This is a genomic window from Pseudomonas sp. Ost2 (assembly GCF_018326065.1).
Taxonomy (GTDB): domain Bacteria; phylum Pseudomonadota; class Gammaproteobacteria; order Pseudomonadales; family Pseudomonadaceae; genus Aquipseudomonas; species Aquipseudomonas gingeri.
The window spans coordinates 3,930,582-3,954,670 of sequence record NZ_AP021904.1; the positions used below are offsets into that span (position 1 = coordinate 3,930,582).

Sequence of the window (24,089 nt, forward strand, 5' to 3'; positions counted from 1 at the left end):
TACAAAAAGAAGGATGCATTTCATGAAGATAACAACATTCCCCCTGACCCTGCTGACCCTGGCCCTGTTGTCTGGTAGCGCCGCCAGCTTCGCCGGGCAGATTCCCGGCAAGGCCTCGGCCAAGGACATTCCCATCTCGCACCAGGACCGCCTGTATGCGGCGGAACAGTTTTCCAACACCGTGTCGGTGACCGATCCGGTCGACAACAAGCTGCTCGGGGTGATTGCCCTGGGCGACCCGCAACCGGGCAACCTGAGCCCGCTGTACCGTGGTGAAGTGCTGGTGCATGGCCTGGGCTTCTCGCCGGATCACAAGACCCTGGCGGCGGTGTCCATCGGCACCAACTCGGTGTCCTTCATCGATACCGAAACCAACACCGTCAAGCACAAGACCTACGTCGGTCGCGCGCCCCACGAAGCCTTCTTCACGCCCAACGGCAAGGAAGTCTGGGTGACCGTGCGTGGCGAAGACTATGTCTCGGTGATCGATGCCCATACCTACCAGGAAAAAACCCGCATCAAGACCCCGGCAGGCCCGGGCATGCAGATCTTTTCCCCGGACGGCAAGTACGGCTACGTCTGCTCCTCGTTCAATCCGGAAACCGTGGTGATTTCCGTGGCCGACCACAAGATCGTCGGCCATGTCGCGCAAGCCAGTCCGTTCTGCCCGAACATCGCCGCCTCCGCCGATGGCAAGCAGGTCTGGTTCACCCTGAAGGACGTGGGCAAGGCCCAGGTGTTCGAGGCCACGCCGCCGTTCAAGCTGCTCAAGACCCTGGACATCGGCCCGATCGCCAACCACGTCAACCTGGTCAACAACGCCAACGGCTCGTTTGCCTATATCACCGTCGGCGGCTTGAACCAGGTGCAGGTCTATCGTACCGACACCTTCGAGAAGGTCGCGACGATTGCCGTCGGCAACCTGCCCCACGGCATCTGGCCGTCCGGTGATGGCAGCCGGGTCTACGTCGGCCTGGAGAATGCCGACGCCTTCGCGGTGATCGACACCCTGAGCAACCAGGTCATCGCCACCATCCCCATCGGCCAGGCACCACAGGCCATCGCCTACGTACCCAACGCGGTCACCCAGGGTCCGGGCACCGACAACCTCAAGCCCCTGGGCGTGGCCGGGCAAGCGGTCCACCTGACCCTGCAGGCCACCGGTAAATCGGTCGATCCGGCACCGACCAGCGTGACGCTGTTCAACCAGGGCCTGACGCAGGTGCTGCAAGCCGCCGTGACCGGGTTGGAAGCGAAGCAGCCCTACCTGCTGGCCTTGGCCGACAAACCCGATGGCAGCGGCACCTTGCAACCCCTGGCGGCCTTTATGAGCAACCCGGCGGGCTCGGCCATCGTCAATGCAATCGGGCCTATCCGCCAGATCGTGCAGAACGATGCACCGGAGCAGAATCGCTACCTGGTGATCGCGGCCGGCAAGCCTGACCAGCCTGGCGTCGTGGTCCAGACCCAGGCGAAGTAAGCCTCACCCGAGTGTGCAGCGGACCTCGCTGCGCACTCGGCGCTTGCAGACACCCCATCAGGAGGGATACAAAACCAGGATATTTTGCAGTCAGGGAGAGATATCCAGTGAAACCGTTCAGCGTTCGCAAACTGGAGAGCACGGACGTTGAAGCCTTGCTGGCATTCGAATCGCGCAACCGTGAATGGTTCGAATCGCAGATTGAACCCCGCGCCCCTTCGTTTTACTCCTTGCAGGGTGTCGCCGATCATATCGAATCCTACTTGTCCGGTTTCGCCGCCGGGACCTGGCATCCCTTTGTCATCGAAGACGCCAGCGCGAGAATCGTCGGTCGGGCGAACCTGAAAAGCATCCACTCACCCAAGGGCTCGGCAGAGGTCGGCTATCGGATCGATCAGCAGGCGTGCGGACAAGGCCTGGCCACCCTGGCGCTGAAGCATCTGATCCATGTGGCACAGACCCATTGGCAACTGACGCAGTTGGTGGCCACGGTGTACAAGGAAAACATCGGCTCGCAAAAAGTCCTGGCGCGCTGTGGGTTTCTGGCTGAAGGTGTTTCGGTGAAAGACCGGGAAGAGGAATATCGGCTCGCTCTTCCGGTCTAAACAAAGTGCGCGAGTCTCACGCGATGACCGCAGAACACTTTCGAGAAATCAAACATTTCGGGTGTTCTTCTATGTCAGCCTTTCGACCAAAACTGTTGTGACCTCAATAGCCATGTCCCCAAAATACCCCTCAAGGAACAAAACATTATCAACAATGCTTATGCCTTCGAGCTCAGCGAACATGCTGGAGTTTTGAACGTGAGACGCACCAGGTCGGATCGCCAGTTCAGCCACCTCGGCGTTCCATGCCATCAGCATGTAGCGTGGCTGGTCATCCAGACTGACAACCATATCAAGTATCAGAAAGTACTTTGCGCAGATCATCCGTCAGGATTCTGGAAAAATTTTTAGCATCAGACTCTGTTGCAATCAATTCCTTTTCTCGATTCAGGAGTGCAAGCATTTTTTGTGCAGGCAGAAGATTACCCCCCCAATATTTTAACGATAGCAGACGAACTCCCGAAAACAACTCATGAAAGACGGAGGCAGCCAGGTGCCCGAATCAATAAAAACTGAAAGCATCAAAAATCGGTGAGTATTTCAGACCCTTCCCAAGAATTCCCATCAGGCGGACATTTAACTCCCAGGCTTTCGGGTAGGGTACGAGCCGTTTTTTCCATAGGCCTGTACCCCCCAAAGCTTACCCAATAAAAATTCAGAAAAAACCGATGAAGACTCCTTCCATGCCTCAAAACACAGATTACTCTTCGCAGTTCAACAATACACAAACCCCGTCCGAACGAATAACGAGGCTTATCGGTTTTTGTGTGTCACCACCGTCAACAGATATTTCAACAGGAATGTCCAGATCATCAAATGTCTGAAGCTCCTCAATCAACTCACGGATTGTTTTCCCACGAGTGACCCAACTTGGGTTTTTCTCCACATCATCCATTTCAATCACCAATTTTCCTCAAACTAGCATCAAAAGTGCCGGCACGACCAGTCTTCGATGCAAGATCCTCAATAGACTTCGCCATTTTCCAAGCCCCACCAATATGCCCATCTACATCTCGAGTGATGTAGAAATTACCCTTTTTGAAAACAGTTTGTCCATGAACTGTCTCATTAACCTTCCTGAAGCCTAGAGCCTTTGCTGCTTGTGCTGCTTCTGAGTTAGTCTTATAGACCGGCTCAGCAAGCTTCCTTCCCGAATTAGCCAGAGCCTCGCCGAACTTCTTATCAAGATGTTCAAGCGCTTCCTTGGTGAGTTTCTCACCAGCAGTGGCGGCCCCCTTGACAGCATTTGCCTTGCCTGCGGGAGAGGGGAAGAAAATCTCAATTCCGAGCATTGCCAACCGTTCTTTTTCGGTCGGCTCGAAAAAGGTGTCACGCAGCATGGCGGGAGGGTACTCGTTCAGGAACTGAACGACACGCGGATTCAGCTTCGATGGGTCTTTTTCGCCATCCACGATTTTCTGTAGATCAACCAGAACATCTTCCGGTTGCACGTCAAGGTATCGACCTTCCGCATGAATGCTATCGAGGCCCCTAGCCAACCGTTCGGAAGCCTCACGATGCAGTCGGGCGTTATACCTCTCGGCATTGCCCGCCACCCAGGACGCGATATCAGGGTCGCCATTACCCGCAGCAGCGGCCATGATGCCAATGACCTGCGCGGTCGCGACTTTGAAGTCGTCCTCAGTCGCGAATCTGGAGTCCAGGTACTTGCCCAGGTTCTCCGTGGCAATCGCCGTCAGGCCTTCAGCGGCAGCCCCTGCCAACGCGCCCGTGTTGAAGTCCCCTCCTCTGGCGACCGAAAGCGCACCACCCAAAATGGCATGCATCAGAATCTTCTGAGCAGACCCTGGACTCACGTTCAGGTAGTCAGCCAGATCACCGATCTTTTTGTTTCCGTAGGCCGCCGTCATGTCAAAGCCTTCAGAGACGAGGGCCGATCCAAGGTTATCTTTCAGGCTGCCGCCGTTGATGGCGGTGGAGATCCCACTGCTGATGACCGCATGTGTACCGCCACGCAGCACCGTCTGCTGGGCTTTATCCCAACTCAACAGCTCTTCAGAGTAACCAGGGTTCTGGACAGGCCCGGCCTTGGTTACCTGACCGCTGCTACCGCTGGCCGAGGTCGGGCCCTGGAACCAGTTATGATCGACATAACTCAATGCGCCGGCGGTAAAGCCGCCAATGGCCGCATTTTTCAAACTGTTGCTGCTAAAAGTGTCCTTGAAAGTCGAGCCCAGGTTGCCTTTGTTATTGATCAGGCTGACTGCGCCCGTACTTGCTATCGACGTGACGGCCGCCGTGGCCATGGCATTACCCCAGCCTGCGGCCACGTATTGAGCCCCGGCTGCAACAGCCTCGGTGGTGGTCGCCGCCGCCATGGCCGAAGTCGCCCCCGTGCCCGCGGTCGCGCCCGCCGCAGAGCCGATCGCCGCGCTGGCCGCGCCTGCCGTCAATACCGTCACAATGATGATGATTGCCAGCATCGCCCCCTGGCCGAGGCTGGAGTTGCTGTACTTGAAGGAGTCATGCACCTCCTTCACTTGCCGCCAGTCCACGTCGCCACGTTGCTCGGCGTCTTTGAGCCAGGCGAGTTGTGGGTCGGCCTTCACCATGGCATCGATGGTCTGGCTGACCGATTGCTGGTTGACCTGTTTGACGTCGATCTTAAGGCCATCAACGGCCTTGATGATGATCTCGCCAGAGGCTGCCATCTGAGTCTGACGCAAGGTTTCGTCGGTATGCCCTTTGCCCTTCATCGAGTTCCAGGCCAGGCTGCTCTTGCTCTTCTCGTGACTCTCCTGTTCGAGATCCTTCACCCCTTCAAAGGTGATGGCGCCACCGCTATCCAGGATCAGGTCACGTCCACTGTTGAGCTTGGCCACCTGATAACGCTGATCGTCACCACTCTTGAGTATCAGGTCTCCACCGGTTGTGATCTCACTCCCGACATGGGTGACTTTTGTCACCTCGTCGCGCTTGGTCGCCTTGCTGCCCCAACTCCCCTTTTTCTTCATGTCGTGCAGGGAGTAATCTCGGTCCTGCTCGGCCAGCAGGCTCAACTGATTACCCGCGACCAGATAAGCCTCATTCCCGGCAGCAATCTTGCTGGAGATCATCGCCAGATCGTGGGACGCAGAGATATAGACATCGCCGCCCGCTTTGAGGGTCGTTGCTTGCTGCCGGACGTGCTCCTCTTCGTTGCTGACCTTCTTACCGCTACGTTTGTAGCGATATTCGCTGGCTTCCTCGTTGGCTGCGGACATGAGGGTCACGTCCTTGCCCAAGAGATCGATATCCCCTTTGGCTTCCAGATGACTGGCGACAATGGTCAGGTCATTCGCGGCCGTGACCGCCAGATCACCGCCCACCTTGATCTCGCTGGCATGTTGAACGGTCTGGCTCTGTTCCCAGAAATGGCGCTTGTCCTGGCGCATCGAGCCATTTTCTTCACGAGCGGCGGAGATGACGATGTCCTTTCCCGCGCTCAAATCGGCATGCTTGCCGGCGGTCATCACGGCGCCGACGTTCAGCAAGTCGCCTGCAGCGTGCACCGTCAGGTTATTGCCAGCCTCGATACGGGCTGCGCTGTCGACAATCGAGGTCTTCGAGCTGAATCCCTTCCCGCTGGTTTCCACGACCGAGACCGTCCGCTCGTTACGGATATCACCCAGCAAGGTGGTCAACTCAACGTCGTTACCCTTGAGAATACCGCCCTGCACATTGATCAGGTCTTTGCCCGCCACCGCGCTGAGCTTCTGCCCCGCCTCAACCAGACGACGGTTGACCAGATCACCTCCCGCCATCATTCCAAGCCCTTCGCTGGCTCGTAACGTCCCGGAGTTCTTCAGGTCGGCCCCCGAAATAAGCGTGACATCCTTGCCCTGGATCAGCGCTCCATCGGCCATCAGGCGGTTATTGGCCTGGGCCAGATACAGCACCGGCACCAGCACCTGCTCACCGTTGATGATCTGGTCTTCCATCCACACGATGTCATGGGTCAGCGCAGCGACCTGCTGCGGAGTCAGCGTTACACCAACAGACAGATTCAACTGATCCTTGCTGGCGATGGCGTTGTTCATAAGGTACTTGAACATGCCCTCATCCGTGGTCTGGCCGCCGAGAAAACGTTGGCCGGTACGTGCGACCACAGCCTGCTGAATCAGACGCTGCTCGTACAAACCGTCGCCAAGTCGCTTCCAACTGGTATCAGGGTCATAGCCCAGATTGCCCAACAGGTAGTCCGAACTCATGAACTGCTTGAGATCGGTCAGCACGGGATTGGTTTCGATCAGGTACTTGGGCCCCACGATGACCCGGCTGGCTCCAGAACCCTGAACGTTAGCCTGACTCTGGTCATGGCTACCCTGTGCCGCGCCAGCGCTGTCGACCACCCGGAACAAGCCGTTCTGCCCACTGGGCAACGTGAAACCGGGCATGGTAGTCGGGTTGACCTGCTGCTGCGCCAGATCCGGCGGCAGTTGCGGGTTGAGCACGACGACGGCCGGCCGAGCGCCAGCCACAACTCCCGTTCCGGTTGTTTTTTCAGCTCCTGGCATCGGGGGCATAAACTGCACAATGCTGCTGTTTTCCAGCTGCCGCGTGGCCTGGATGCTGATATTTCCACCGGCCTGAAGCACCGCCGCTGCCATGGGAGCGCCTGGCGTCACGGTCGTGATGTCGCCGATCAGATTGAACGAGTTGAGCGCCCCGACAGGCAGTACCTTCGGGTTGGGCTGGGCGTTGTAGGGATAGATGTAGTTGGCCCGGAAACGCTCATCCGTGCCGTCAGTCACTCGGCCGGTGTTCCAGGTGCGGGTCCGTACGCTGGAGCCGGACGAGGCTCCCTTGTTGGTGAAGCTGTCCGCCACGATCAGCAGATCGGCACCCGAAGCCATCACGCTGTACTGGTTGGCAACGGTGGAGCCTTCGATTCTCAGCTTGCCCCCACTCTGAATGGAACCCGCCGCCGAATCCGCCAACACGACACTCTTGTAGGACTCCTGGGCAACGTAATCGACGTTGTGGTGGTCACCACTGCAGTCGTGACAGGTCACGCTGATCGATCCCGACACCAACTCATCGGTGGTACGGAAGACATCCTTGCGGTTGATCAGGACGTCGCTGCGCAGCGACATATCGGTGGCGGACTCGATCGTGCCGGAGATGTTCTCCAGCACCACGCTACGGGCAATGCCATCGCGTGCGCTCAGGCTCAACCCACCCAGGCTATAGATGTCCGCGTAGTAGTTGGTCAGGCTCTTGAAACGCAACGCCATGTCCGCGCCGCTGAAGATCAGACCGCGATCATTGCGCGCATCGTCAGCCATCAATTCGACGGATCCGGCACCGCCGAGCGTGCCGGTGTTGTTCAGACTGGCAGCCGCCAGGGAGAACTTGCCAGCACCGGTGATGCGTCCGGCATTGTTCAAGGTACCGAGGCTGGTCACGGTCGTCGCGCCACCACCCGTCAATCGGGAGTCGCTCGAGACCACAATGCTGGCAGCGCTCAAGTCGAATTGACCGACACTACCAACCCGGCTGCTTGCGCTCCCGACGTAGGCTCCGTCCAGTTTCATCTCAAGAGCGCCGTCGCTACTGATTGTGCCTGCGTTGGTCCAGGTGCCGCCCTTGGCAATCAGGTTCTGGGCTGCAACCAGTTTGCCATTGGCGGTCTGGCTCAGGCGCGCAACGTTCAGATTCAGGATATCCGCCTGAATATCCGAGCTGTTGTCCCAGTTGGCTCCATCCACGGTCAATGTGCCTGAAGTCATCAGGCTGCCCGCGACATTGCTGAATTTCGCCAGCTCGACATCGAAGGTGCCAGCACCGACGTGGCGAACATTACCGTCAGCGTTCCTGAAGCTGGCCATGCGCAGGGAGACGTCGTGGTTGGCGGCTTCGATGGTCCCGCGCTGGTTGTCCAGCAGTTGATCAATGGTCAGCGTCGCAAAACCCAGCGTGCCCAGAGAGCGCAACTTGCCACCCTGGTTATCAATGGACGTCGCTCGAATCAACAGGCCATTGCTGCCCTCCACCAGACCGGTCTGGTTGTTAAGAGCCCCAGTGAGCCCGAAGTCGATAATGTCAGCAGCAACCCGCCCACGGCTGTTATCCAGGCCTTGGGAATGAACAGTCAGGCTCTGCTTGGCGAGCAAGGAGCCGTTGCGGTTTTCAAGGGTGGTGGTGGTAATCGCGACATCGCCCGACAAGGCTGAAACTTGCCCGCCGTTGTTCAGTACCTGCTGTTCGGCCCCGAGGTTGATGGACTGCGCCTGAATCAGGCCTTCCTCGCCGCTGCCGCTGAGTGACGTACCGTTGTCCAGTACGGCGCCCAGCGTGGCTTTCAGCCATCCGCCCACGCTCGCCAGCACACCCCCACGGTTATCGAGATGACGCGATTCGACTTCAAGATTTCCCGCCTGGGTGATGATGCTGCCGTCCTGGTTGATCAGGTCGTCATTGAGTGTGACCGAAAGACCGGTCTGACTGATCAGGCTACCCGTCGAGTTATCGAGGCCGCCGCCGTTGATCGTCAGGCCTTCCTGCGTACTGATCAGGCCTTTCTCGGTATTGATCAGGCGCTGATAGACAGTCAGGCTCATGGCATTGGCCGAAGCCATGTAGCCGTCGCGGCTGTTATCGATATTGTCCGCCGTAAGGGTCAACTTTCCCTGGCCGACCAGCTTGCCGCCCTGTTGCTTGAAGGTATTTGCCGTGACAACGATGTCGCTCTGGCTGGTGATTTGTCCCTTGCCGTTTTCGACGTTATTGCCCTTCAGGGTCAGCGCACCGTCGGAAGCAATCTTCCCGCTCTGATTATCGAGGCCGGCCACTTCCAGCTTGAGGCTGTTTTTGCTGCTGATAACACCGTCGGTATTCTTCAGGCTTGCCGCCGCCAACGTCTGCTTGGCATCACTGGCAATCGTACCTTTTTCACGATTGTCGAGCGTTGCCGCGACAACCGCTTTCAACTCACCCTCGCTGGCGACGATACCGGCACGGTTATCCAGGTCCTGGGCCGTGAGGGTCAGGGTGTTCTTCGCCGTCAACGTTCCGGAGCGGTTATCCAGCGTCTGGCTGGTGGTGACTGTCAGGTCACGACTGGCAATCACGCTCTGCCCACGGTTGTCGATACTCCCGGCGGTCAGCGACACGTCGCCTTCCTGGTTGCGGGTATTATCGGCGTTGACCCCGGCGGCGATGATGCCGAGGTTATTGAGCTGGCCGTCGGTCGTCAGCACCACGCTGTCGCGCGCAGCAATGGAACGCTGGTTGGTGATCGGCCCCTTGATCGTTGCCTCGGCATGGGTTCCAGCGTACACAGCACCTTGAGCATCCAGGCTCTCGGCTTTGACGGCAACCGCCCCCGCCGCCGTGGTTTGCGCCAAGCTCAAATGGCCGTTGGCATCGAGCTGGATATCGCCACCGCTGGCGACCATCTTGCCGTCGAGCTTGACCCCGACACCGGCTTCGGTGCCCACCAGCTTGATCGCCCCGGCGTACATGCCGCCCAGCGCCGAGGAATCGATCGCCAGTTGCGGGGCATTGGCGGGATTGGCCGTGCGGGCGGTGGCCTTGAGGGTCTTGGCATCGACATCGTTGGCGCCGGCAATGATCGCCAGGTTCTTCGCCTGGATCTCGGCATTGAGCCGGGCCGAACGGGTGATGATTTCGAACTGGTCGATATTGTTGGCGTTGAGCCCGGCGCCTTCGATAGAGACGCTGCCCTGATCGACCTGATAACCCGACACCTGGCCGTTGGTGATCACCGGTTTACCGGTGGTGAGCGTTGCCTGCGGCGTGTTGATAAAGCCGCAGCCGCTGCAACTGATGCCATAGGGGTTGGCGACGATCACATGGGCCGACTGCCCCGCCACTTCGGTGTAGCCACGCAGTTGGCTGGGGCTGCCGCCGTTGACTTCGTTGAGGATGGTGGTGGCGGCACGGCCGTTGAGGTTGCTGTTGCCGAGGATGATCCCGCCCAGTTGCGTGGACTCGGTCCGATTCGTCGAGTTGTTGAGGATGACCCCGTTGGCGCCAACGTTGTAGTCCTTGAACTGGTTGTGCGACAGGCCACTGCCGTTGGGCGCGGCGATATTGACGATGGGCACGCCATTGCCCGCCTGGCCCAGGGTCGTCCCCGGCGCGCTGACCACGATCCCGTCCGCCTGCGCCCACAACGGCTGCCAGAACATCACGTTCGCCAACAGGAACGCCAGGCCACGCTTGGGCAGTCCCAGGAAGTGCCCGCGGGTTTTCAGGGCAGCAGAAGGTTGGCGCGCAAGGAAGGCGAAGTGGCGAACGTCCATGTCAGAAAATCTCGAATCAGATGCAGCGGAAAATTAAAGAAAGAAATCCAGGAAAAAACAGATCGGCACTTCACACTCGATGATCGTGCCCGGTCTTTCCCGGGAATGGGCGAAAGTAACGGTGGCAGCCTTATGCTGTCCGCGAGCAAACAACTCTCCAGAGTCGCAGGTTATGCGCCCTGGCTGTTTGACGTTATCGTCGAGACGACGGTGTTGTTCTTCGAGGAAGCGATTCTGGTGATCGCGAATAAGAGCGCAGATACCAGGGTTATCAAGGGAAGCAGCTTGAACGACACTCAGGAAAAAACAGACCACAACACAAGCCGTAATCTCGCTCCAAAGGCGAGCGGAGACATGTTCAATCCCTCGAGATCCAGCTAATGCCAAAATGATGGCGCAATATAATTTGACACTATCCCAGCGTCAACCCAGTCGGTATGACTGAAAGACAAGGTTCATGGCGAAAGATGCAGGAGAACGGGGGCCAATAGGGAGTATGGAAACATTTTGTATAAAACTACCCATTCAAATGCAATTTGAATCGTGGATGCTTTTCCAACCCACTGCTTGATGGCAGCTGTGTACACTACTCGGTCCAAGCAATTCTTGAAACGGCATTCAGCCACTGCTATCAAGAACCCACGTGATTTCAAGATCCCTCTCAACAAGCTCTGTTGAGACAGTTGAAAGTGCCTGTTATTCAACCCTCCACTTATTGAAACCGCGAGTAAATCCAGGGCCTGACTTATCGATCCGTGCTTACAAGGACGAACTGCTTCTCATGAAGCCATACAGGGAAGTGACGATATGGGTACGCCACAGACGAGAGCGCCAGCATCCGGAACCCCCGGAATACAGGCCGCCACCCGGGATGACTTCAACATCTATAAAGAGGGCCGCTATCGTGTGGATGCGGATTCCTGCTTGAAACGCCCTCCTCGCCGGACAGGGCCGCAGACGCGTATCGACTTGCTGATTTGCAATGCCTGGTGACGCAGGCCGTGCAGTCTGCATGACATCTTCCATCCACGTCTTTTTCAGACCCTTGATAAACAAGGTAAATCTCGGCCCGATGGCCTGGCACGAGTAGTGCTGCCTTCAACGGGAGAACACAGCGGCGCAGCCATCGAGCTGCCCGTGCCCTTCCGTGACAGCAGAGGCAATAACAATGAACGCCATCGACCTTCTGAAATCCGATCACGAACGTGTAAAAGCCATTCTGGCGCAACTGAGTGAGTCCACCGACCGGGCCTTGAAAAAGCGCATGGACCTGGTAGCAAAGCTCGAAATGGAAATCTCCATCCATACCCGCCTGGAAGAAGAAATCCTCTATCCGGCGTTCAAGAAAGCCGGTGGCAAAGAGCAGGATGAAATGTATTACGAAGCCAAGGAAGAGCATCGTACGGTTGACTCGCTGGTACTGCCCGACCTCAAGACCACTGACCCCAGCAGCCCCGAGTTCGCCGGCCGGGCCAAGGTGGTCAAGGAATTGCTGGAGCACCATATTGAAGAGGAGGAAACCGAGATGTTTCCCCAAGCGAAAAAACTGCTGGGCAAGAAAACCCTGGATGCCCTGGGCGAGCAGATGGAGGCCATGAAGGCGCAGCACAAGAAAGAGCTGAATGCCGCACAGATAGCCGCCTGATGCGTGCAACCCACCGAGAGCCCGGCCGCGTGCCGAGCTCTCGGTACCCATCGGACAAGCGCCAGAAAATGACCGCACGCGGCAGGATGTAACAAAGAATTTCACGAATGAGTTGATGTCCATATCTGGACACACAACAAGGAATCCCATCATGAAATTCGCCAAGTTTTGCCAACAGCTTTCAAAATGGGCGGGGAACTCGAAGACCTTCATGATCGCCGTGGTGCTGATCATCATCTGGGCCGCCACGGGCCCCTATTTCCACTACAACGATACGTGGCAGCTGATCATCAACACCTCGACCACCATCATCACCTTTCTGATGGTTTTCCTGATCCAGAACACCCAGAACCGTGACAATGACATTCTGCATATCAAGATAGATGAGCTGCTGCGAGTGACCAAGGACGCGCAAAACGCCGCCTTGTGCCTCGACAAACTGGAGAACCGCGAGCTGCGTGAGTTGCGCAAGGAGTACAGCGAAATCGGTTCCGGTGAAGAGGCGGATCAGACGCTGCTCCCTAATCCGGTTTCCTCTTCGTCCGCGGAGGAAATGGCGGAAAAAAAGCCATCTGACTCATAGCGCCAGGATGCTTTACGCCAATGAAATTCTGTCGCCACAATCGGTAATAATCCTGGCCTTGTCGCTGTTCAGCCTGGGCACTAGGCTTCGGATGTCGCTGCTCATTCAGCGACCGGGCCTGGAAACCCGGCAAGAAATCAGGCGCTCGACGCCTCCATAGATTACGATTGCAGGCGTTTTTTTGTGCCCGCTAATCTGTCATGGCGGCTGTGCGCGGGAGGCCTTCGGGTCTGCCGGGGTCCTGATTTCCCGGTTTCCAGCCCGCGTACAGCTGCCACCCTTCGCCTGGAAACGAACTGTTGCAGCTCCTTGAAATCAGGAGTCATGCCATGGAAGTTTGTATTTTCTCGTTGTTTCGCACCAATGCTCGTTCTGCCTCCACCACTTCTGGAGGCTTCCAATGACCGACCATCCTCCCATCAAGACCCTCGGCGTCATTACCTTTGCCTCCTGCGGCGCGGGTGATCAGCAGTTGTTTCGGGTCAACGCCGATATCCCGATCAAGGACGCCATGGAGCACGCCTCCAACCTGTTTTACTGCGCCAAGCATCTGGCCCTGGACGCTGCCATGGAAAAAGATGGAGAGCGTTATGCCTGGGCGTCTCATTACCTTTGCGAAATGGGTAAGGCGGTGGTTGATGATCTGAATCAGAGAATATTGTCCGGCCAAAAGGTCTAGCCTAGGCAGTTACGGGCCGGCCGCAATGGCTGGCCCATACAAAACAGGTGCTGTGGAGCATCCCTTCCAGCGGCAGCAACCGGCCGATTCTGTTGAAAAAGTAGCTCCCCTGGCTGGCCTCCGGCAAAATCTCAGCATTGGCCGGAGGGGATCACACAGCATGATGGGACAGTTATCGAGTGGGCAGGAGCGACTGTTTTACTCGTTCAACCTTGAAGACCACATCCCAAAAAATCATCTTCTGCGCAGCATTGATCGGTGTCTCGATCTGAGCGACCTGCGCCACTACCTCTCCGATTTCTATAGCCCAATTGGACGTCCGTCGATTGATCCTGAACTGATGATCCGCATGCTGATCGTCGGCTACTGCTACGGCATCCGCTCCGAACGGCGGTTGTGCGAAGAGGCCCATTTGAACTTGGCATATCGCTGGTTCTGCCGGTTGAGCCTTGAAGATGAAGTCCCCAACCACTCAACCTTTTCGAAAAATCGACACGGCCGTTTTCGAGAGAGTGATCTGTTTCGCTGGTTGTTCAATGAAGTGCTGCGTCGCTGCATGGACGCCGGCCTGGTCAAGGGCGAAGGCTTTGCCGTGGACGCCAGCATCATCAAAGCGGATGCGAGTCGGCAGCGCGGCGTACCGGGTGATGAACCGGTCAACTGGAGCGATCCGGCCCTGAGCACCCGCGCCGTGCGTGAGTACCTTGAAGGCCTCGATGAAGAGGCTTTGGCCGAAACGCTACCGAAGCGCCTGTCGCTGACGGATCCTCAAGCCCGCTGGACCGCTGCGCCAGGCGGCCCAGCTTTCTACGCTTACTCCACGAATTATCTGATCGATACCGACCACGGCGTGATCATGGATGTGGAACCCACACCCGCTCATCGAACCGCAGAAGTCGAGAGCACCAAGACCATGATCGATCGGGTCGAAGCGCAATTCGACATCAAGCCGGAGCGTCTCATTGGCGACACCGCTTACGGTACCGCGCCGATGCTGGCCTGGATGGTGGAGGAAAAAGACATCGAACCGCATGTGCCGGTGTGGGACAAAACCGAGCGCAAGAACGACAGTTTTTCGAGCAACGATTTCCACTGGAATGAAGAGGCTGAGGAATACCGCTGCCCGGCCGGAAACCCATTGCGCAGCGAATGGCGAGCCTTCAAGAATGAGCGTTCACATGTCACCAAAGCCAACACCATCATCTTCCGATCCCGGCAGACCGACTGCGCTACGTGTCCGATGAAAGCCAAGTGCTGCCCAAACACAGCGTTCCGCAAGATCGCTCGCAGCGTCCATGAAGCCGCTCGCGATGTGGCTCGGCGCATTGCAGCAACGCCGGCATATCAGCGGTCTCGCCACAAACGTAAAAAGGTCGAAATGTTGTTTGCCCACCTCAAGCGCATCCTGAAATTGGATCGGCTGCGGCTACGTGGCATGAGTGGCGCGACGGATGAATTCACGCTGGCCGCTGCGGTGCAGAACCTGCGACGGCTTGCCAAATTTTCATCTCAAGGGCCACCAGTCACGGGATAGGTGCGCCTGCACCAAGCAAAAAACCTCAAATTAACCCAATAACAGAGCGGCAAAGGTCATCGAAGGACCGAAAAACCACTCAATGTGGTGAGTAGGTTCTCCAGTGGTGGTCGTGCCTGAGTTCAGGCCGTTTGAAAATCCGACTTTTTCAACAGAATCGGCCGAAAGCAGACCTTTGCCCAATGCCTTCGCCAGACTGAATCGCCCGCTCGGCTGGACACAGCCCCCTGCCACCGACTCCCAACAACACTAGCCCTCCCCCCAGCCATGGCACTCATTACCAGACACCAAACATTAAATTTTCTACATCCACATTAATGACATAAAGCCATCACGCAGCCCTGCTACAACCGCTGGCGTAGTTCTCATAAGAGCCCGCGCCCGTGAACCTTCGTTTTTCCTTTCTCCGCAAGCCGTCCCACCGCCCCGCCCTGCTGCGTCGCCTGAGCATCGGCAAGCGCCTGCTGGCCAGTTTCGGCCTGTGCGCCCTGTTGCTGGCCGCCATCGGCGGATTGTGCCTGGTGGCGATGCAGCATATTCGCCATGAGGGCGAGTTGATCGAGCAAGGACCGCTGTCGAGTATCGCCCAGGCCGACGCCATCGCCATCGACCTGGCCAAGATGCGCACCGAGGCCGCGCTGTTGCTGGTGTATGCCAACGACCCGGCCGAACTGGTCAACCGCAAGATCAACCTGCAACAGCTCAGCGCCGAGGTGGATCAGGGGTTCACCGAGTACCTGGCCAAGGTCCCGGAAGGCACGGAGCGGGACTCGATCAAGTTGCTGCAGGACGCCGCGCAGCAGTTTGTCACGCTGTTCAGGCAGGCCGTCGATCTGGTCGAACAGAAGAAGATCAGCGAGGCCACCACCCTCTCCAACAACGACCTGTCCAACCAGGGTTCGCTGATGGACATGCAGGTGCAGTTGCTCCGTGAACTGAACAAGCAGACCACCGCCCAGGCCCTGGAAAGCACCGCCAGCACCTTCCATCAGGTGCAGTTGTTGCTGCCCATCGTCATTGGCGTGGCGCTGGCCCTGATGCTGTTGCAGGCCTGGCGACTGAGCGTGAGCATCACCCGGCCGCTCCGCCAGGCCTTGCAGGTAGCCAAGACCGTCGCCGCCGGCGATCTCAGTCAGGTGGTGGTCGCCCATGGCCAGGACGAAGTGGCGCAACTGCTGCAGATGCTCGGGCATATGCGCGACCAGCTGCACGCGGTGATCCAGCAGATCGGTGGCGCCGTTGGCCGCCTGAATGCGGCAACCCAGGAGATGGGCGCGATCATGCATGACAGCGCCCAGGACTTGCAGCAGCAATGCGGCGAGATCGAACAGGCCGCCACGGCGGTCACGCAGATGAGCCAGGTGGTCGAGGAAGTGGCCCGCAACGCCCTGGAAACCTCCACCGAGTCGCGCGACTCAAGCACCGCCGTGCGCGAGGGCCAGCAACAACTGGACGAAACCATGACCGACATCGGCGCCCTGGCCGATCAGGTCGAACAGGCCAGCCTGCGTGCCCAGGCCCTGGCGACGGAGACCCAGGGCATCAGCAAGGTGCTGGAGGTAATCCGCAGCGTGGCCGCGCAGACCAACCTGCTGGCCCTCAATGCCGCCATCGAAGCGGCCCGGGCCGGTGACGCGGGGCGCGGTTTTGCCGTGGTGGCCGATGAAGTGCGCGGCCTGGCGCACCGTACCGATGCCTCGACGCGGGAGATCGAGCAGATGATGGACGGTATTCACCTGGGCACCGGCCAGACCGTCCAGGCCCTGGCCGAAAGCGCCGCCCAGGCAGGCCGCACGCGTGAACGGGCGCAGGTGGCGAAGGACGTGCTGGGGAGCATTTCCCGCTCGGTGGCCGGCATTGACGAGCGCAACCAGGTGATCGCCACCGCTGCCGAGCAGCAGGCCCAGGTGGCCCGTGAAGTGGACCGCAACCTGGTGCTGATTCGTGATCTGTCCATGCAGACGGCCAGCGGCGCCGCCCAGACCAGCACCGCCAGCCAGGAACTGGGGCGTCTGGCGGCGGAGCTGGATGGGATGCTGGCGCGCTTTTCGCTGTAACGCCCGGGTTTTCCTGCTGCGTCAGCCCTGCCCCGTCACCAGGTGCTGCAGGTGCTCGAAACCTGCCGCCCTGGCGAAGGCCGGCAGGTTCCAGATCGCGCCGTTGGCGCCCCAGGCTCCGTCGGCCACCTCGTGCAGCATCACCGACGTCATCAGTCGTCGCGGATCATCGGCGGGCTGTGCCGCGATGAAAGCCTGCTGTATCAACTCAACATAACGGCCCCTCGACGTTTCGTCGAGGACGCCGGCCGGCACATGAACCCTGGCAATGCACGGTACCAACTGCGCGGTCATGTCGACCGAGCCGCAGGTCCAGTTGCCCGGCTCGACCTCCTCGATAACGATCCAGCACAAGAAACGCTTGGCGGGATCCGCCGGAATCCGTTCGGCAATGGCGGCGGCTTCGTTGATGCCACGCACCAGGTTGGTACGGGCTGCGCCGGGAAAAGCGCCCTTGGGGATTTTCAACAGGATATTAGGCATGGACGGCTCCAGTGGATGAGAGGCCATGCATTAGGCGGCGCAAACCTGTAGGCTGCCAGTGTCCGTTATGACACCTTTACGGCGGTTTATGACAATGCATGATTTCACCCTCCTGGTCCTGCCCGGCAGCTACGCCAGCAGCGTGGCGGCCACCCTGGATATCCTCGGTGCCGCGGTTGCAGTGGCGCCGCGCCTGAAGGCGGCGCGTCCCACCTGGCGCATCGTTTCCCCCGACGGGAAGTCGGTGGCCTTGAGTGGCGGCCTGAGCCTCGAAACCACAATGCTGCCCGACAGCACCGCCGACGATCAGTCCACCTGGATCATTCCGGGCCTGGGGCTTGAGAGCTCCGGGGACATCGACGCAAGAATGGCGAGCGCCGATGCGCAACAGGCGATCCAGGCCATTCGGGCCCACGGCGCGCACGGGGGTTCGTTCGCGGCATCGTGCACCGGGGTGTTCCTGCTGCAGGCGGCCCAGTTGCTGGCCGGGCGTCGGGCGACAACCTCCTGGTGGCTGGCCGGCGAGTTGCGCCGACTGGAGTCGCACTGTGTGGTCGACGCCGACCGCATGGTGTGCACCGACGGCCCGGTGACCACGGCGGGCGCGGCCTTTGCACAGACAGACCTGATGCTCCACCTGCTGCGCTCGCGGTTTGGTGCGCCGCTGGCCGATGAGGTGAGTCGGCTGCTGCTGATCGACGGGCGCCAGGCCCAGTCGCCATTTATCGTCCCGATGATGCTGTCCAACGGCAATGACCTGGTGACCCGCCTGACACAGCGCATCGAATCGGCCCTGCCGGACCTGCCCAGCGTGGTGGAGCTGGCGGATGAACTGGCGATGTCCACGCGCACCCTCTCCCGCCACGTCCAGGCCGCCACGGGCAAGAGCACCCTGGCGCTCCTGCAGAGCGTACGACTCAACCGCGCCCGGCAATTGATCGAGAGCAGCCGGATGACCATCGAGCAAGTCGCGGCGCACGTGGGTTATGAAGACGCGACTGCCTTGCGGCGGTTGATGCTGAGAGTGTTTGGGGCCAATCCGAGCCGGTTTCGGGCATCGCGGCCGAAAGCACCGCCAACACCCTCGGATGATGGGTATGGCAAAGCATCGCCTGCTCCGGCATAAAACCACTACCGCCTCGAGTCGAGTCATCTTATGCCGCACCATCCTGAAGAATGCCCACGCTGTGGATCTGCCCAACACGTCCGGGAGAAGAAAATGCTGATCGGCGCGGCCAGCCCCAGGAAGCGTTTCAACGGCGAGGAGAAGGCAGGCTTTCGACGTGTGGATCAGTTGGCTGTTGATGAGTGCAAACCAGAGCTGCTGAAAGAGCCCCCATTGCAACAACTGGTGGAGGGCTTTTACTGCGATCACTGCGGCATCGGCTTTGTAGCCCGCGGTCTTTCGGTGTGAGCAAGCAGGGGCGGCTGTTGCTGAACGCCGGATTGTTCCAGCTCGGCTGGTTTGCCTGCGTGCTGGGCGCGCAACGGCCGTGGCTGCTTTTGATTGCCATGGCCTGCCTGGCTGCCCATCTGCTGTGGATTGCCGACGACCGCAACGAGTGGCGCCTGTTGTTGCAAGTGGCGACCTGCGGCTGGGTCCTGGACAGCGCCCTGCTGCACCTTGGGCTGTTTGATTTCCCCGGTTCCCAGGTGGTGCTACCCCTCTGGTTGGCCATCCTTTGGCTGCTGTTTGCCAGTACCTTGCGTCACAGCCTGAGGTGGACCGCCCGCCCCTGGTGGCTGGGCAGCCTGTTGGGCGCCTGTGCCGGGCCGCTGTCCTATCTGGCTGGCGCCAAACTGGCAGGCATCGGCCTGCCGTTCGGGGTGTGGCCCAGTGCGATGCTGCTGGCCTTGATATGGGCGATCTTGTTGCCGTTACTCCACCGGCTGGCCGGACGCTAGGCCGCAGAACGTCGGCCTGCTAAAGCGCCAGCACCAGTCGTGGGGTTTTCGAGCGCGAACAACACGGCGTGAACTGGTCGTTCAACGCATGCTCCTTATCGCTCATGAAGACATCCCGGTGATCCGGAACGCCGTCAATGACCGGTGTCATGCAGGCACCGCAGACCCCTTGCCGGCACGAAGCAGGCAATTCGATGCCAGAGGCACACAGCACTTCAAGCACGCTCTTGTCCGCCGGCACCTGGAGCACCAACCCCGATTCCGCCAGCTCGACTTCGAAGGCCTGATCGACAGCGTGCGCCACGACCGGCGCCGCAAAATACTCCCGGTGAATCTGCTCGGTCGGCCAACCCAGGCGGTGCGCGGTGTTTATCACATGGTCCATGAAACCCTTCGGTCCGCAGACGTACAGGTGCGTATCAGCCTGGGGCGCAGCCAGCACCTGGTTGACGTCCAGCCATTGATCCCGCTCACCACTGTCGAAGTGCAGATGCACGCTTCTGGCAAAAGCGGACGCGGCAATCTGCTGCAGGAATGCCGCGCGTCGAGGCTCACGTACGCAGTAATGCAGTTCGAACTCAGCCTCCAGATGGGCAAGCTGAAATGCCATCGCCAGCATCGGCGTAATGCCGATACCACCGCCCAGCAGCACTGATTTACGCGCGCCCGCGGTGAGCGGGAAGTGGTTTCTCGGCGCACTGATCGACAGCCGATCCCCCACGCCAATCCCCTCGTGCATGCCACGCGATCCGCCTCGTGACATCGGTTCATGCAACACACCGATCAAATAGCGATCACGCTCCAACGGGCTGTTGCACAGGGAGTACTGGCGGGTGATCCCGGCACTCACGCACACATCGATGTGCGCGCCCGCCGTGAAGTCTGGCAAGGGCTGCCCGTCTTCACGACGCAACTCGAAACTGCAAACACCTTCGGCCTCCTGGCGTTTTTCTACGACGATGACTTCAAACATCAATGCCCTCTCCTATCGGCTTGGCCTTCTGCGGGGTTCTCTGACCCGTGTTCATTGCACCCGGCAAAGAAACAGCGTGTCGTCGGGGCTGTAGCGGGCAATGAGTCGACTGATCGTGGCAACGTCTTCGCCCAGCGGACGGTCATCGGCGTAGCGCGTCACGCGTGTGCGCACCGCCTGATAAATGGCCAGCGTCGCGGGCGCCGGTTTCAGGTCTGGCTCCAGGAGGTCATAGCTTTGGCAGGCCGCCAGCAGTTCAATGGCCAACAGGCTTTCGAGGTTGTCGAGGATCTTGTGGGCTTTCAGCGCGGCCGGCGTCGGGTGGCACAGGATGTCTTCCTGCAATCCGGAAGTGACACCCCCATCGAGACTGGCCGGGGCGGCAAGGCGGCGATTCTGGGCCACCAGCGACGCGGCGGTGTATTGCGCGATCATGAACCCCGATTCCTCTCCGCTGCTGCCCGCCAGGAAAGGCGACAGGCCGCTCACCAGCGGATTCACCATGCGATCGATCCGCCGCTCGCAGATGGCCCCCAGTTGCGCCGCCGCAATGGCGATCTGGTCCATGGCCAGGCCAATGCCCGCCCCCACGGCATGGGCCTGGGAGTAGATCTCGGGTGCTTCGGGGCTGCCGCAAACCACCGGATTGTCGGTGACGCTGGCCAATTCACGCTCGACCACCGTCAGCGCCTGGGCCCACACGTCATGCACCGCGCCATGGACGTGCGGAATGCTGCGCAGGCTCAAGGGGTCCTGCGTCTTGCGTCCGGTGGCGGCCAGCAGAATGCCCGAACCGGCGAGCAAGGTGGTCAGCCGCTGGCTGACCTGCATCAGTCCCGGCGATTGGCGCAAGGCCATGGATACAGGGTGCAAGGCGCGGATCTGGCAACGCTGGGTCTCGAAGCTGAGCGCGGCCACGGTATCCGCCCAGGTCAACAGTCGACGCGTGCGCTCCAACAGCAAACTGCCCAATCCCGTGACACAGGGCGAACCGTTCACCAGACACAAGCCCTCCTTCGCTTCCAGTACCAGGGGCTTGACCCCCAGTCGATCGAGCGCGACCGCGGCGGACATCCGCGCACCATCCAGCACGCATTGGCCCTGACCGATCAACAGCAAGCCGATATGCGCCATGTGACTGATGTAGCCGACCGAGCCGTGACGCGGTACTTGCGGGGTGCAACCGGCGTTGAGCAGCAGGACCAGACGCTCGACCACCGCCAGCCGCAAGCCGGAATATCCGTGCGCATAGTTGTTGATGGCGGCGACCATGATCGCCCGTGTTTCACTGACACCCAGTGGCCTGCCAACCCCCACGGCGTGACTCATCAGGATATTGCGCGACAAGGCCTTCTGCTGCGCGGGCGGCACCACCGTATCGGACAGTGCACCGACGCCGGTATTGACCCCGTAGGCCCGCAGGTTGTTGTTCACCACGCTGCGCACGATGGCATGGGCGTTGTCGATACGCGTTCTGGCGGCATTCGACAACTCCAGTACCGCTTGCCGGGTGGCAATCTCGGCCACCTGCGCGACGCTCAAGGGCTGGTCAAGCAGAACCAGGCTCATCGGGCACCTCCTGCACGCGCAACGGGCGATCCCTGGTCGGCATACCGGCCGATCAATTCCCAGAGTTCAACAGGCACTTCGATGCCATTTTCGTTGTGTTGGCGAGCTTGCAGTCGACGCTCACCGGGCAGGCGTACCTGGGGTTCGGCCTGCAGCGCACTGAACAGGGCTTCGGTACGCGCCACGAAAGCCGCCCCACCGAAGACCGCGGGATCAAAAGCGATCACCAGTTGCCCGGTGCGTGGCGGCCCACCGTCGCAATCACCGAAAGAAGACGCCTCGAAGGAAAAGTTGGAACCGCTCAATCCACCGGCCAGGATGTCGATCAGCAAGGCCAGGCTGGCGCCTTTGTACCCGCCGATCGGGCTCAGGCTACCGGCCATTGCCGCCGCCGCATCGGTGGTCGGTCGCCCCTCGGCATCCAATGCCCAGCCAGCCGGCAACGCGACACCCCGGCGGTGCGCATCAATCACCGCCACCTTGGCCACCACACTTGAGGATTGATCGATCACCAGTGGCGGGCGCCCTTCCCGCGGGGTCGCAAAGGCCAACGGGTTGGTCCCGAAAAATGCGCGCTTGCCGCCATGGGGGGCAATCGACGGCGAGGCGTTGGCAACCATCAGGGCGACCAGCCCCTGCTCGGCCAATGCTTCGACAAAATAACCCAGCGAACCGCAGGCGTAGGACTGCCCTACCGCCAGCGCCGCGATACCCTGGCGCCGTGCGGACTCGACTAGCAAGGGCATACCCGCCGCCAACGCCGGGTGGGCGAAACCGGTGCGGGCATCGACGCGAATCAGCGAGGGCGTCAGCGCCTCGACACTCGGTAGCGCACTGCCATCAACCTTGCCGCACGCGGCGTGGTCGCAATAGGTAGGCAGGTAGGACAAGCCGACTATCTGCTGCCCGTCACGCTCGGCAAAGGCAATCGAGCGCGCCACCGCCCGCGCATTGCCGGGGCTGACATGGCTGGCAACCAGCGCGGCGGTGGCACGGTTTTCGATATCAGCCAGGCTGACAATCAACGTAGGGGTCATGCTGCACTCTCCCGATGAATAAGTTGCGTTTGAGCCAGCGGTGCCAGCTCGGCCAGGAACTGCTCGGCGTACCAGCGGATGAAGTCGCGTGTACCGCCTTCGATCAACTCGGAGTACGGACCGGGGCGATAGGCACTGCCACGAATCCCCAGGTGGTTGTTTTCGGCCAGAAGACGGTCCTGGTCATTGGTCACGGCCCAGATTTCCCTGAGCCGATCGACCTGATAATCCACGCCCTCGCGGGCATCCTTGTGCACCAGCCAGTGAGTGGTCACCAAGGTTTCTTCCGGGCCGATCGGCAGCACGCGGAAGGTCACGGCGTGGTCTGCCTGGATATGGTTCCAGGTGTTGGGCAGGCTCATCAGGCGCACCGAGCCCAGGTCAGGGTCGGTCAGGTCGCCCAGCAGGCGCGAGCATCCCGGTTTGCCGTCGGCCGTCATCGACACACGACCATCGGTGAAAGGCAGGCGCACGGCGCGGTAGCGGTCGTTACCCTGGGTATGGGCATGAGCAATACCCAGGCGGTCCCAGTCCGCCGCCTTGCGCTCGACCAACGCCTTGTATTCGGGCCTGATGCGCGGGTCGTTCGGATCGTCGAACTCGGTGATGATGTGCATCAGCTCCGGGTGTGAACCGACACAGTGGTAGCACTCGCGGTTGTTCTCGATCACCAGCTTCCAGTTGGCCTTTTCCACCAGTGTCTGGGTGCAGGCCACCTTGGCATCGTCCAGGCCGTGCGGCAGCAGGTAGGGTTCGACGTCCTGGCGAAACGGCTCGAAGTCGCTCGGCTCATCCGCGAAATTGATGAAGATGTAGCCACCGGCAACGCCCACCGCCACCGGCGCCAGCTGGAAGTCGCCACGGTCGAAATCATCGCCCATCAGGCGCGTGCCGATCAGTTGCCCGTCCAGGTCGTAGGACCATTGGTGATAGGGGCAGACCAGTCGCTTGGTACTGCCGCGCTCCTCCAGGCATATCCGTGAACCACGATGGCGGCAGGTGTTATGAAATGCCTTCACCTCGCCGTCCTTGCCCCGAATGACAATCACCGAGTCACGCCCCACTTCCACCCGCAGCCAGTCACCCGGCCTGGGGATCTCGCAGGTCATGGCCGCGAACAGCCACTGGCGACGGAAAAACACCTGCATTTCCAGTTCGAAGAAATCCCGGTCCACATAGAAAGGCTGCTCCAGCCCCCAGTCAGGGCGACGCTCGGACAGCAGCGCATAAGCACGATCAATCACATTCTGATGCATGGCGATACCTCGC

The 24,089-nt window shown here is 59.9% G+C and carries 19 protein-coding genes; 11 read left to right on the plus strand and 8 right to left on the minus strand.

Features of this window, described 5'->3' with window-relative positions; translation table 11 throughout:
* Positions 1-22: 22 nt before the first annotated feature.
* Positions 23-1,480 (plus strand): YncE family protein, encoded by a 1,458-nt coding sequence (locus KI243_RS17140; protein ID WP_212809450.1) that lies wholly within the window; start codon positions 23-25, stop codon positions 1,478-1,480.
* Positions 1,481-1,587: 107 nt separating this feature from the next.
* Positions 1,588-2,085: a GNAT family N-acetyltransferase gene (locus KI243_RS17145; RefSeq protein WP_212809452.1), complete on the plus strand. Its 498-nt coding sequence runs from the start codon at positions 1,588-1,590 to the stop codon at positions 2,083-2,085.
* A gap of 69 nt (positions 2,086-2,154) precedes the next feature.
* Here the strand turns inward: KI243_RS17145 and KI243_RS17150 are convergent, their stop codons facing one another.
* The 3 genes from KI243_RS17150 to KI243_RS17160 all read right to left on the minus strand — a co-directional run bounded on the left by KI243_RS17150 (position 2,155) and on the right by KI243_RS17160 (position 10,355).
* A complete protein-coding gene (locus KI243_RS17150) occupies positions 2,155-2,376 on the minus strand; it encodes a hypothetical protein (protein WP_244861728.1) in 222 nt (73 codons plus the stop codon).
* 409 nt (positions 2,377-2,785) lie between these two features.
* Positions 2,786-2,980, minus strand: a complete 195-nt coding sequence (locus KI243_RS17155; protein ID WP_177057164.1) for a hypothetical protein — start codon at positions 2,978-2,980, stop codon at positions 2,786-2,788.
* A gap of 1 nt (position 2,981) precedes the next feature.
* On the minus strand, positions 2,982-10,355 hold the full coding sequence (locus tag KI243_RS17160) for a DUF637 domain-containing protein (RefSeq protein WP_212809456.1): 7,374 nt from the start codon (positions 10,353-10,355) through the stop codon (positions 2,982-2,984).
* On the opposite strand from KI243_RS17160, the gene KI243_RS17165 reads away from it, so the two are divergent.
* The 6 genes from KI243_RS17165 to KI243_RS17190 all read left to right on the plus strand — a co-directional run bounded on the left by KI243_RS17165 (position 10,341) and on the right by KI243_RS17190 (position 16,853).
* Positions 10,341-10,736 (plus strand): hypothetical protein, encoded by a 396-nt coding sequence (locus tag KI243_RS17165; RefSeq protein WP_212809458.1) that lies wholly within the window; start codon positions 10,341-10,343, stop codon positions 10,734-10,736. The genes KI243_RS17160 and KI243_RS17165 overlap by 15 nt on opposite strands.
* 787 nt (positions 10,737-11,523) lie before the next feature.
* The gene (locus KI243_RS17170) at positions 11,524-12,000 is read left to right on the plus strand and encodes a hemerythrin domain-containing protein (protein ID WP_212809460.1); all 477 of its coding nucleotides are present in this window, start codon (positions 11,524-11,526) and stop codon (positions 11,998-12,000) included.
* Positions 12,001-12,151: 151 nt separating this feature from the next.
* The gene (locus KI243_RS17175; protein WP_177082780.1) at positions 12,152-12,583 is read left to right on the plus strand and encodes a low affinity iron permease family protein; all 432 of its coding nucleotides are present in this window, start codon (positions 12,152-12,154) and stop codon (positions 12,581-12,583) included.
* Between the two features lie 400 nt (positions 12,584-12,983).
* Complete coding sequence (locus KI243_RS17180; RefSeq protein ID WP_177082782.1) at positions 12,984-13,262, plus strand: DUF3077 domain-containing protein; 279 nt, start codon at positions 12,984-12,986, stop codon at positions 13,260-13,262.
* Positions 13,263-13,422: 160 nt separating this feature from the next.
* Complete coding sequence (locus KI243_RS17185; RefSeq protein WP_212809462.1) at positions 13,423-14,796, plus strand: IS1182 family transposase; 1,374 nt, start codon at positions 13,423-13,425, stop codon at positions 14,794-14,796.
* A gap of 383 nt (positions 14,797-15,179) precedes the next feature.
* A complete protein-coding gene (locus KI243_RS17190) occupies positions 15,180-16,853 on the plus strand; it encodes a methyl-accepting chemotaxis protein (RefSeq protein WP_212809464.1) in 1,674 nt (557 codons plus the stop codon).
* A gap of 21 nt (positions 16,854-16,874) precedes the next feature.
* On the opposite strand, the gene KI243_RS17195 is transcribed toward KI243_RS17190, so the two are convergent.
* A complete protein-coding gene (locus KI243_RS17195) occupies positions 16,875-17,336 on the minus strand; it encodes a tautomerase (RefSeq protein WP_212809466.1) in 462 nt (153 codons plus the stop codon).
* 94 nt (positions 17,337-17,430) lie between these two features.
* Here KI243_RS17195 and KI243_RS17200 point away from each other — a divergent pair, with 94 nt between their 5' ends.
* From KI243_RS17200 to KI243_RS17210, 3 genes are all read left to right on the plus strand, one after another.
* Entirely contained in the window at positions 17,431-18,462 is a 1,032-nt protein-coding gene (locus KI243_RS17200; RefSeq protein WP_212809468.1) for a helix-turn-helix domain-containing protein, read from the plus strand.
* Between the two features lie 93 nt (positions 18,463-18,555).
* Positions 18,556-18,750 (plus strand): hypothetical protein, encoded by a 195-nt coding sequence (locus KI243_RS17205; RefSeq protein ID WP_177107655.1) that lies wholly within the window; start codon positions 18,556-18,558, stop codon positions 18,748-18,750.
* Positions 18,747-19,241: a DUF2878 domain-containing protein gene (locus tag KI243_RS17210; protein ID WP_212809470.1), complete on the plus strand. Its 495-nt coding sequence runs from the start codon at positions 18,747-18,749 to the stop codon at positions 19,239-19,241. Before KI243_RS17205 ends, KI243_RS17210 begins: the two co-directional genes overlap by 4 nt.
* A gap of 19 nt (positions 19,242-19,260) precedes the next feature.
* On the opposite strand, the gene KI243_RS17215 is transcribed toward KI243_RS17210, so the two are convergent.
* From KI243_RS17215 to KI243_RS17230, 4 genes are read right to left on the minus strand one after another with little or no spacing between them, the layout of a single operon-like run.
* Entirely contained in the window at positions 19,261-20,214 is a 954-nt protein-coding gene (locus KI243_RS17215) for a PDR/VanB family oxidoreductase (RefSeq protein WP_212809472.1), read from the minus strand.
* Positions 20,215-20,265: 51 nt separating this feature from the next.
* Positions 20,266-21,783: a histidine ammonia-lyase gene (gene hutH / locus KI243_RS17220; RefSeq protein ID WP_212809475.1), complete on the minus strand. Its 1,518-nt coding sequence runs from the start codon at positions 21,781-21,783 to the stop codon at positions 20,266-20,268.
* Positions 21,780-22,820, minus strand: a complete 1,041-nt coding sequence (locus KI243_RS17225) for an Ldh family oxidoreductase (RefSeq protein WP_178990116.1) — start codon at positions 22,818-22,820, stop codon at positions 21,780-21,782. Before KI243_RS17225 ends, hutH begins: the two co-directional genes overlap by 4 nt.
* Complete coding sequence (locus tag KI243_RS17230) at positions 22,817-24,076, minus strand: aromatic ring-hydroxylating dioxygenase subunit alpha (protein WP_017128602.1); 1,260 nt, start codon at positions 24,074-24,076, stop codon at positions 22,817-22,819. The genes KI243_RS17225 and KI243_RS17230 overlap by 4 nt, the downstream gene beginning before the upstream one ends.
* Positions 24,077-24,089 lie beyond the last annotated feature (13 nt).

Coding starts and splice junctions, on each gene's coding strand:
- KI243_RS17215 (WP_212809472.1), bottom strand. CDS start 20,214: ATGTTTGAAGTCATCGTCGTAGAAAAACGCCAGGAGGCCGAAGGTGTT.
- KI243_RS17150 (WP_244861728.1), bottom strand. CDS start 2,376: ATGGTTGTCAGTCTGGATGACCAGCCACGCTACATGCTGATGGCATGG.
- KI243_RS17175 (WP_177082780.1), top strand. CDS start 12,152: ATGAAATTCGCCAAGTTTTGCCAACAGCTTTCAAAATGGGCGGGGAAC.
- KI243_RS17200 (WP_212809468.1), top strand. CDS start 17,431: ATGCATGATTTCACCCTCCTGGTCCTGCCCGGCAGCTACGCCAGCAGC.
- KI243_RS17185 (WP_212809462.1), top strand. CDS start 13,423: ATGATGGGACAGTTATCGAGTGGGCAGGAGCGACTGTTTTACTCGTTC.
- KI243_RS17230 (WP_017128602.1), bottom strand. CDS start 24,076: ATGCATCAGAATGTGATTGATCGTGCTTATGCGCTGCTGTCCGAGCGT.
- KI243_RS17205 (WP_177107655.1), top strand. CDS start 18,556: ATGCTGATCGGCGCGGCCAGCCCCAGGAAGCGTTTCAACGGCGAGGAG.
- KI243_RS17155 (WP_177057164.1), bottom strand. CDS start 2,980: ATGGATGATGTGGAGAAAAACCCAAGTTGGGTCACTCGTGGGAAAACA.
- KI243_RS17195 (WP_212809466.1), bottom strand. CDS start 17,336: ATGCCTAATATCCTGTTGAAAATCCCCAAGGGCGCTTTTCCCGGCGCA.
- KI243_RS17140 (WP_212809450.1), top strand. CDS start 23: ATGAAGATAACAACATTCCCCCTGACCCTGCTGACCCTGGCCCTGTTG.
- KI243_RS17170 (WP_212809460.1), top strand. CDS start 11,524: ATGAACGCCATCGACCTTCTGAAATCCGATCACGAACGTGTAAAAGCC.
- KI243_RS17225 (WP_178990116.1), bottom strand. CDS start 22,820: ATGACCCCTACGTTGATTGTCAGCCTGGCTGATATCGAAAACCGTGCC.
- hutH (WP_212809475.1), bottom strand. CDS start 21,783: ATGAGCCTGGTTCTGCTTGACCAGCCCTTGAGCGTCGCGCAGGTGGCC.
- KI243_RS17160 (WP_212809456.1), bottom strand. CDS start 10,355: ATGGACGTTCGCCACTTCGCCTTCCTTGCGCGCCAACCTTCTGCTGCC.
- KI243_RS17180 (WP_177082782.1), top strand. CDS start 12,984: ATGACCGACCATCCTCCCATCAAGACCCTCGGCGTCATTACCTTTGCC.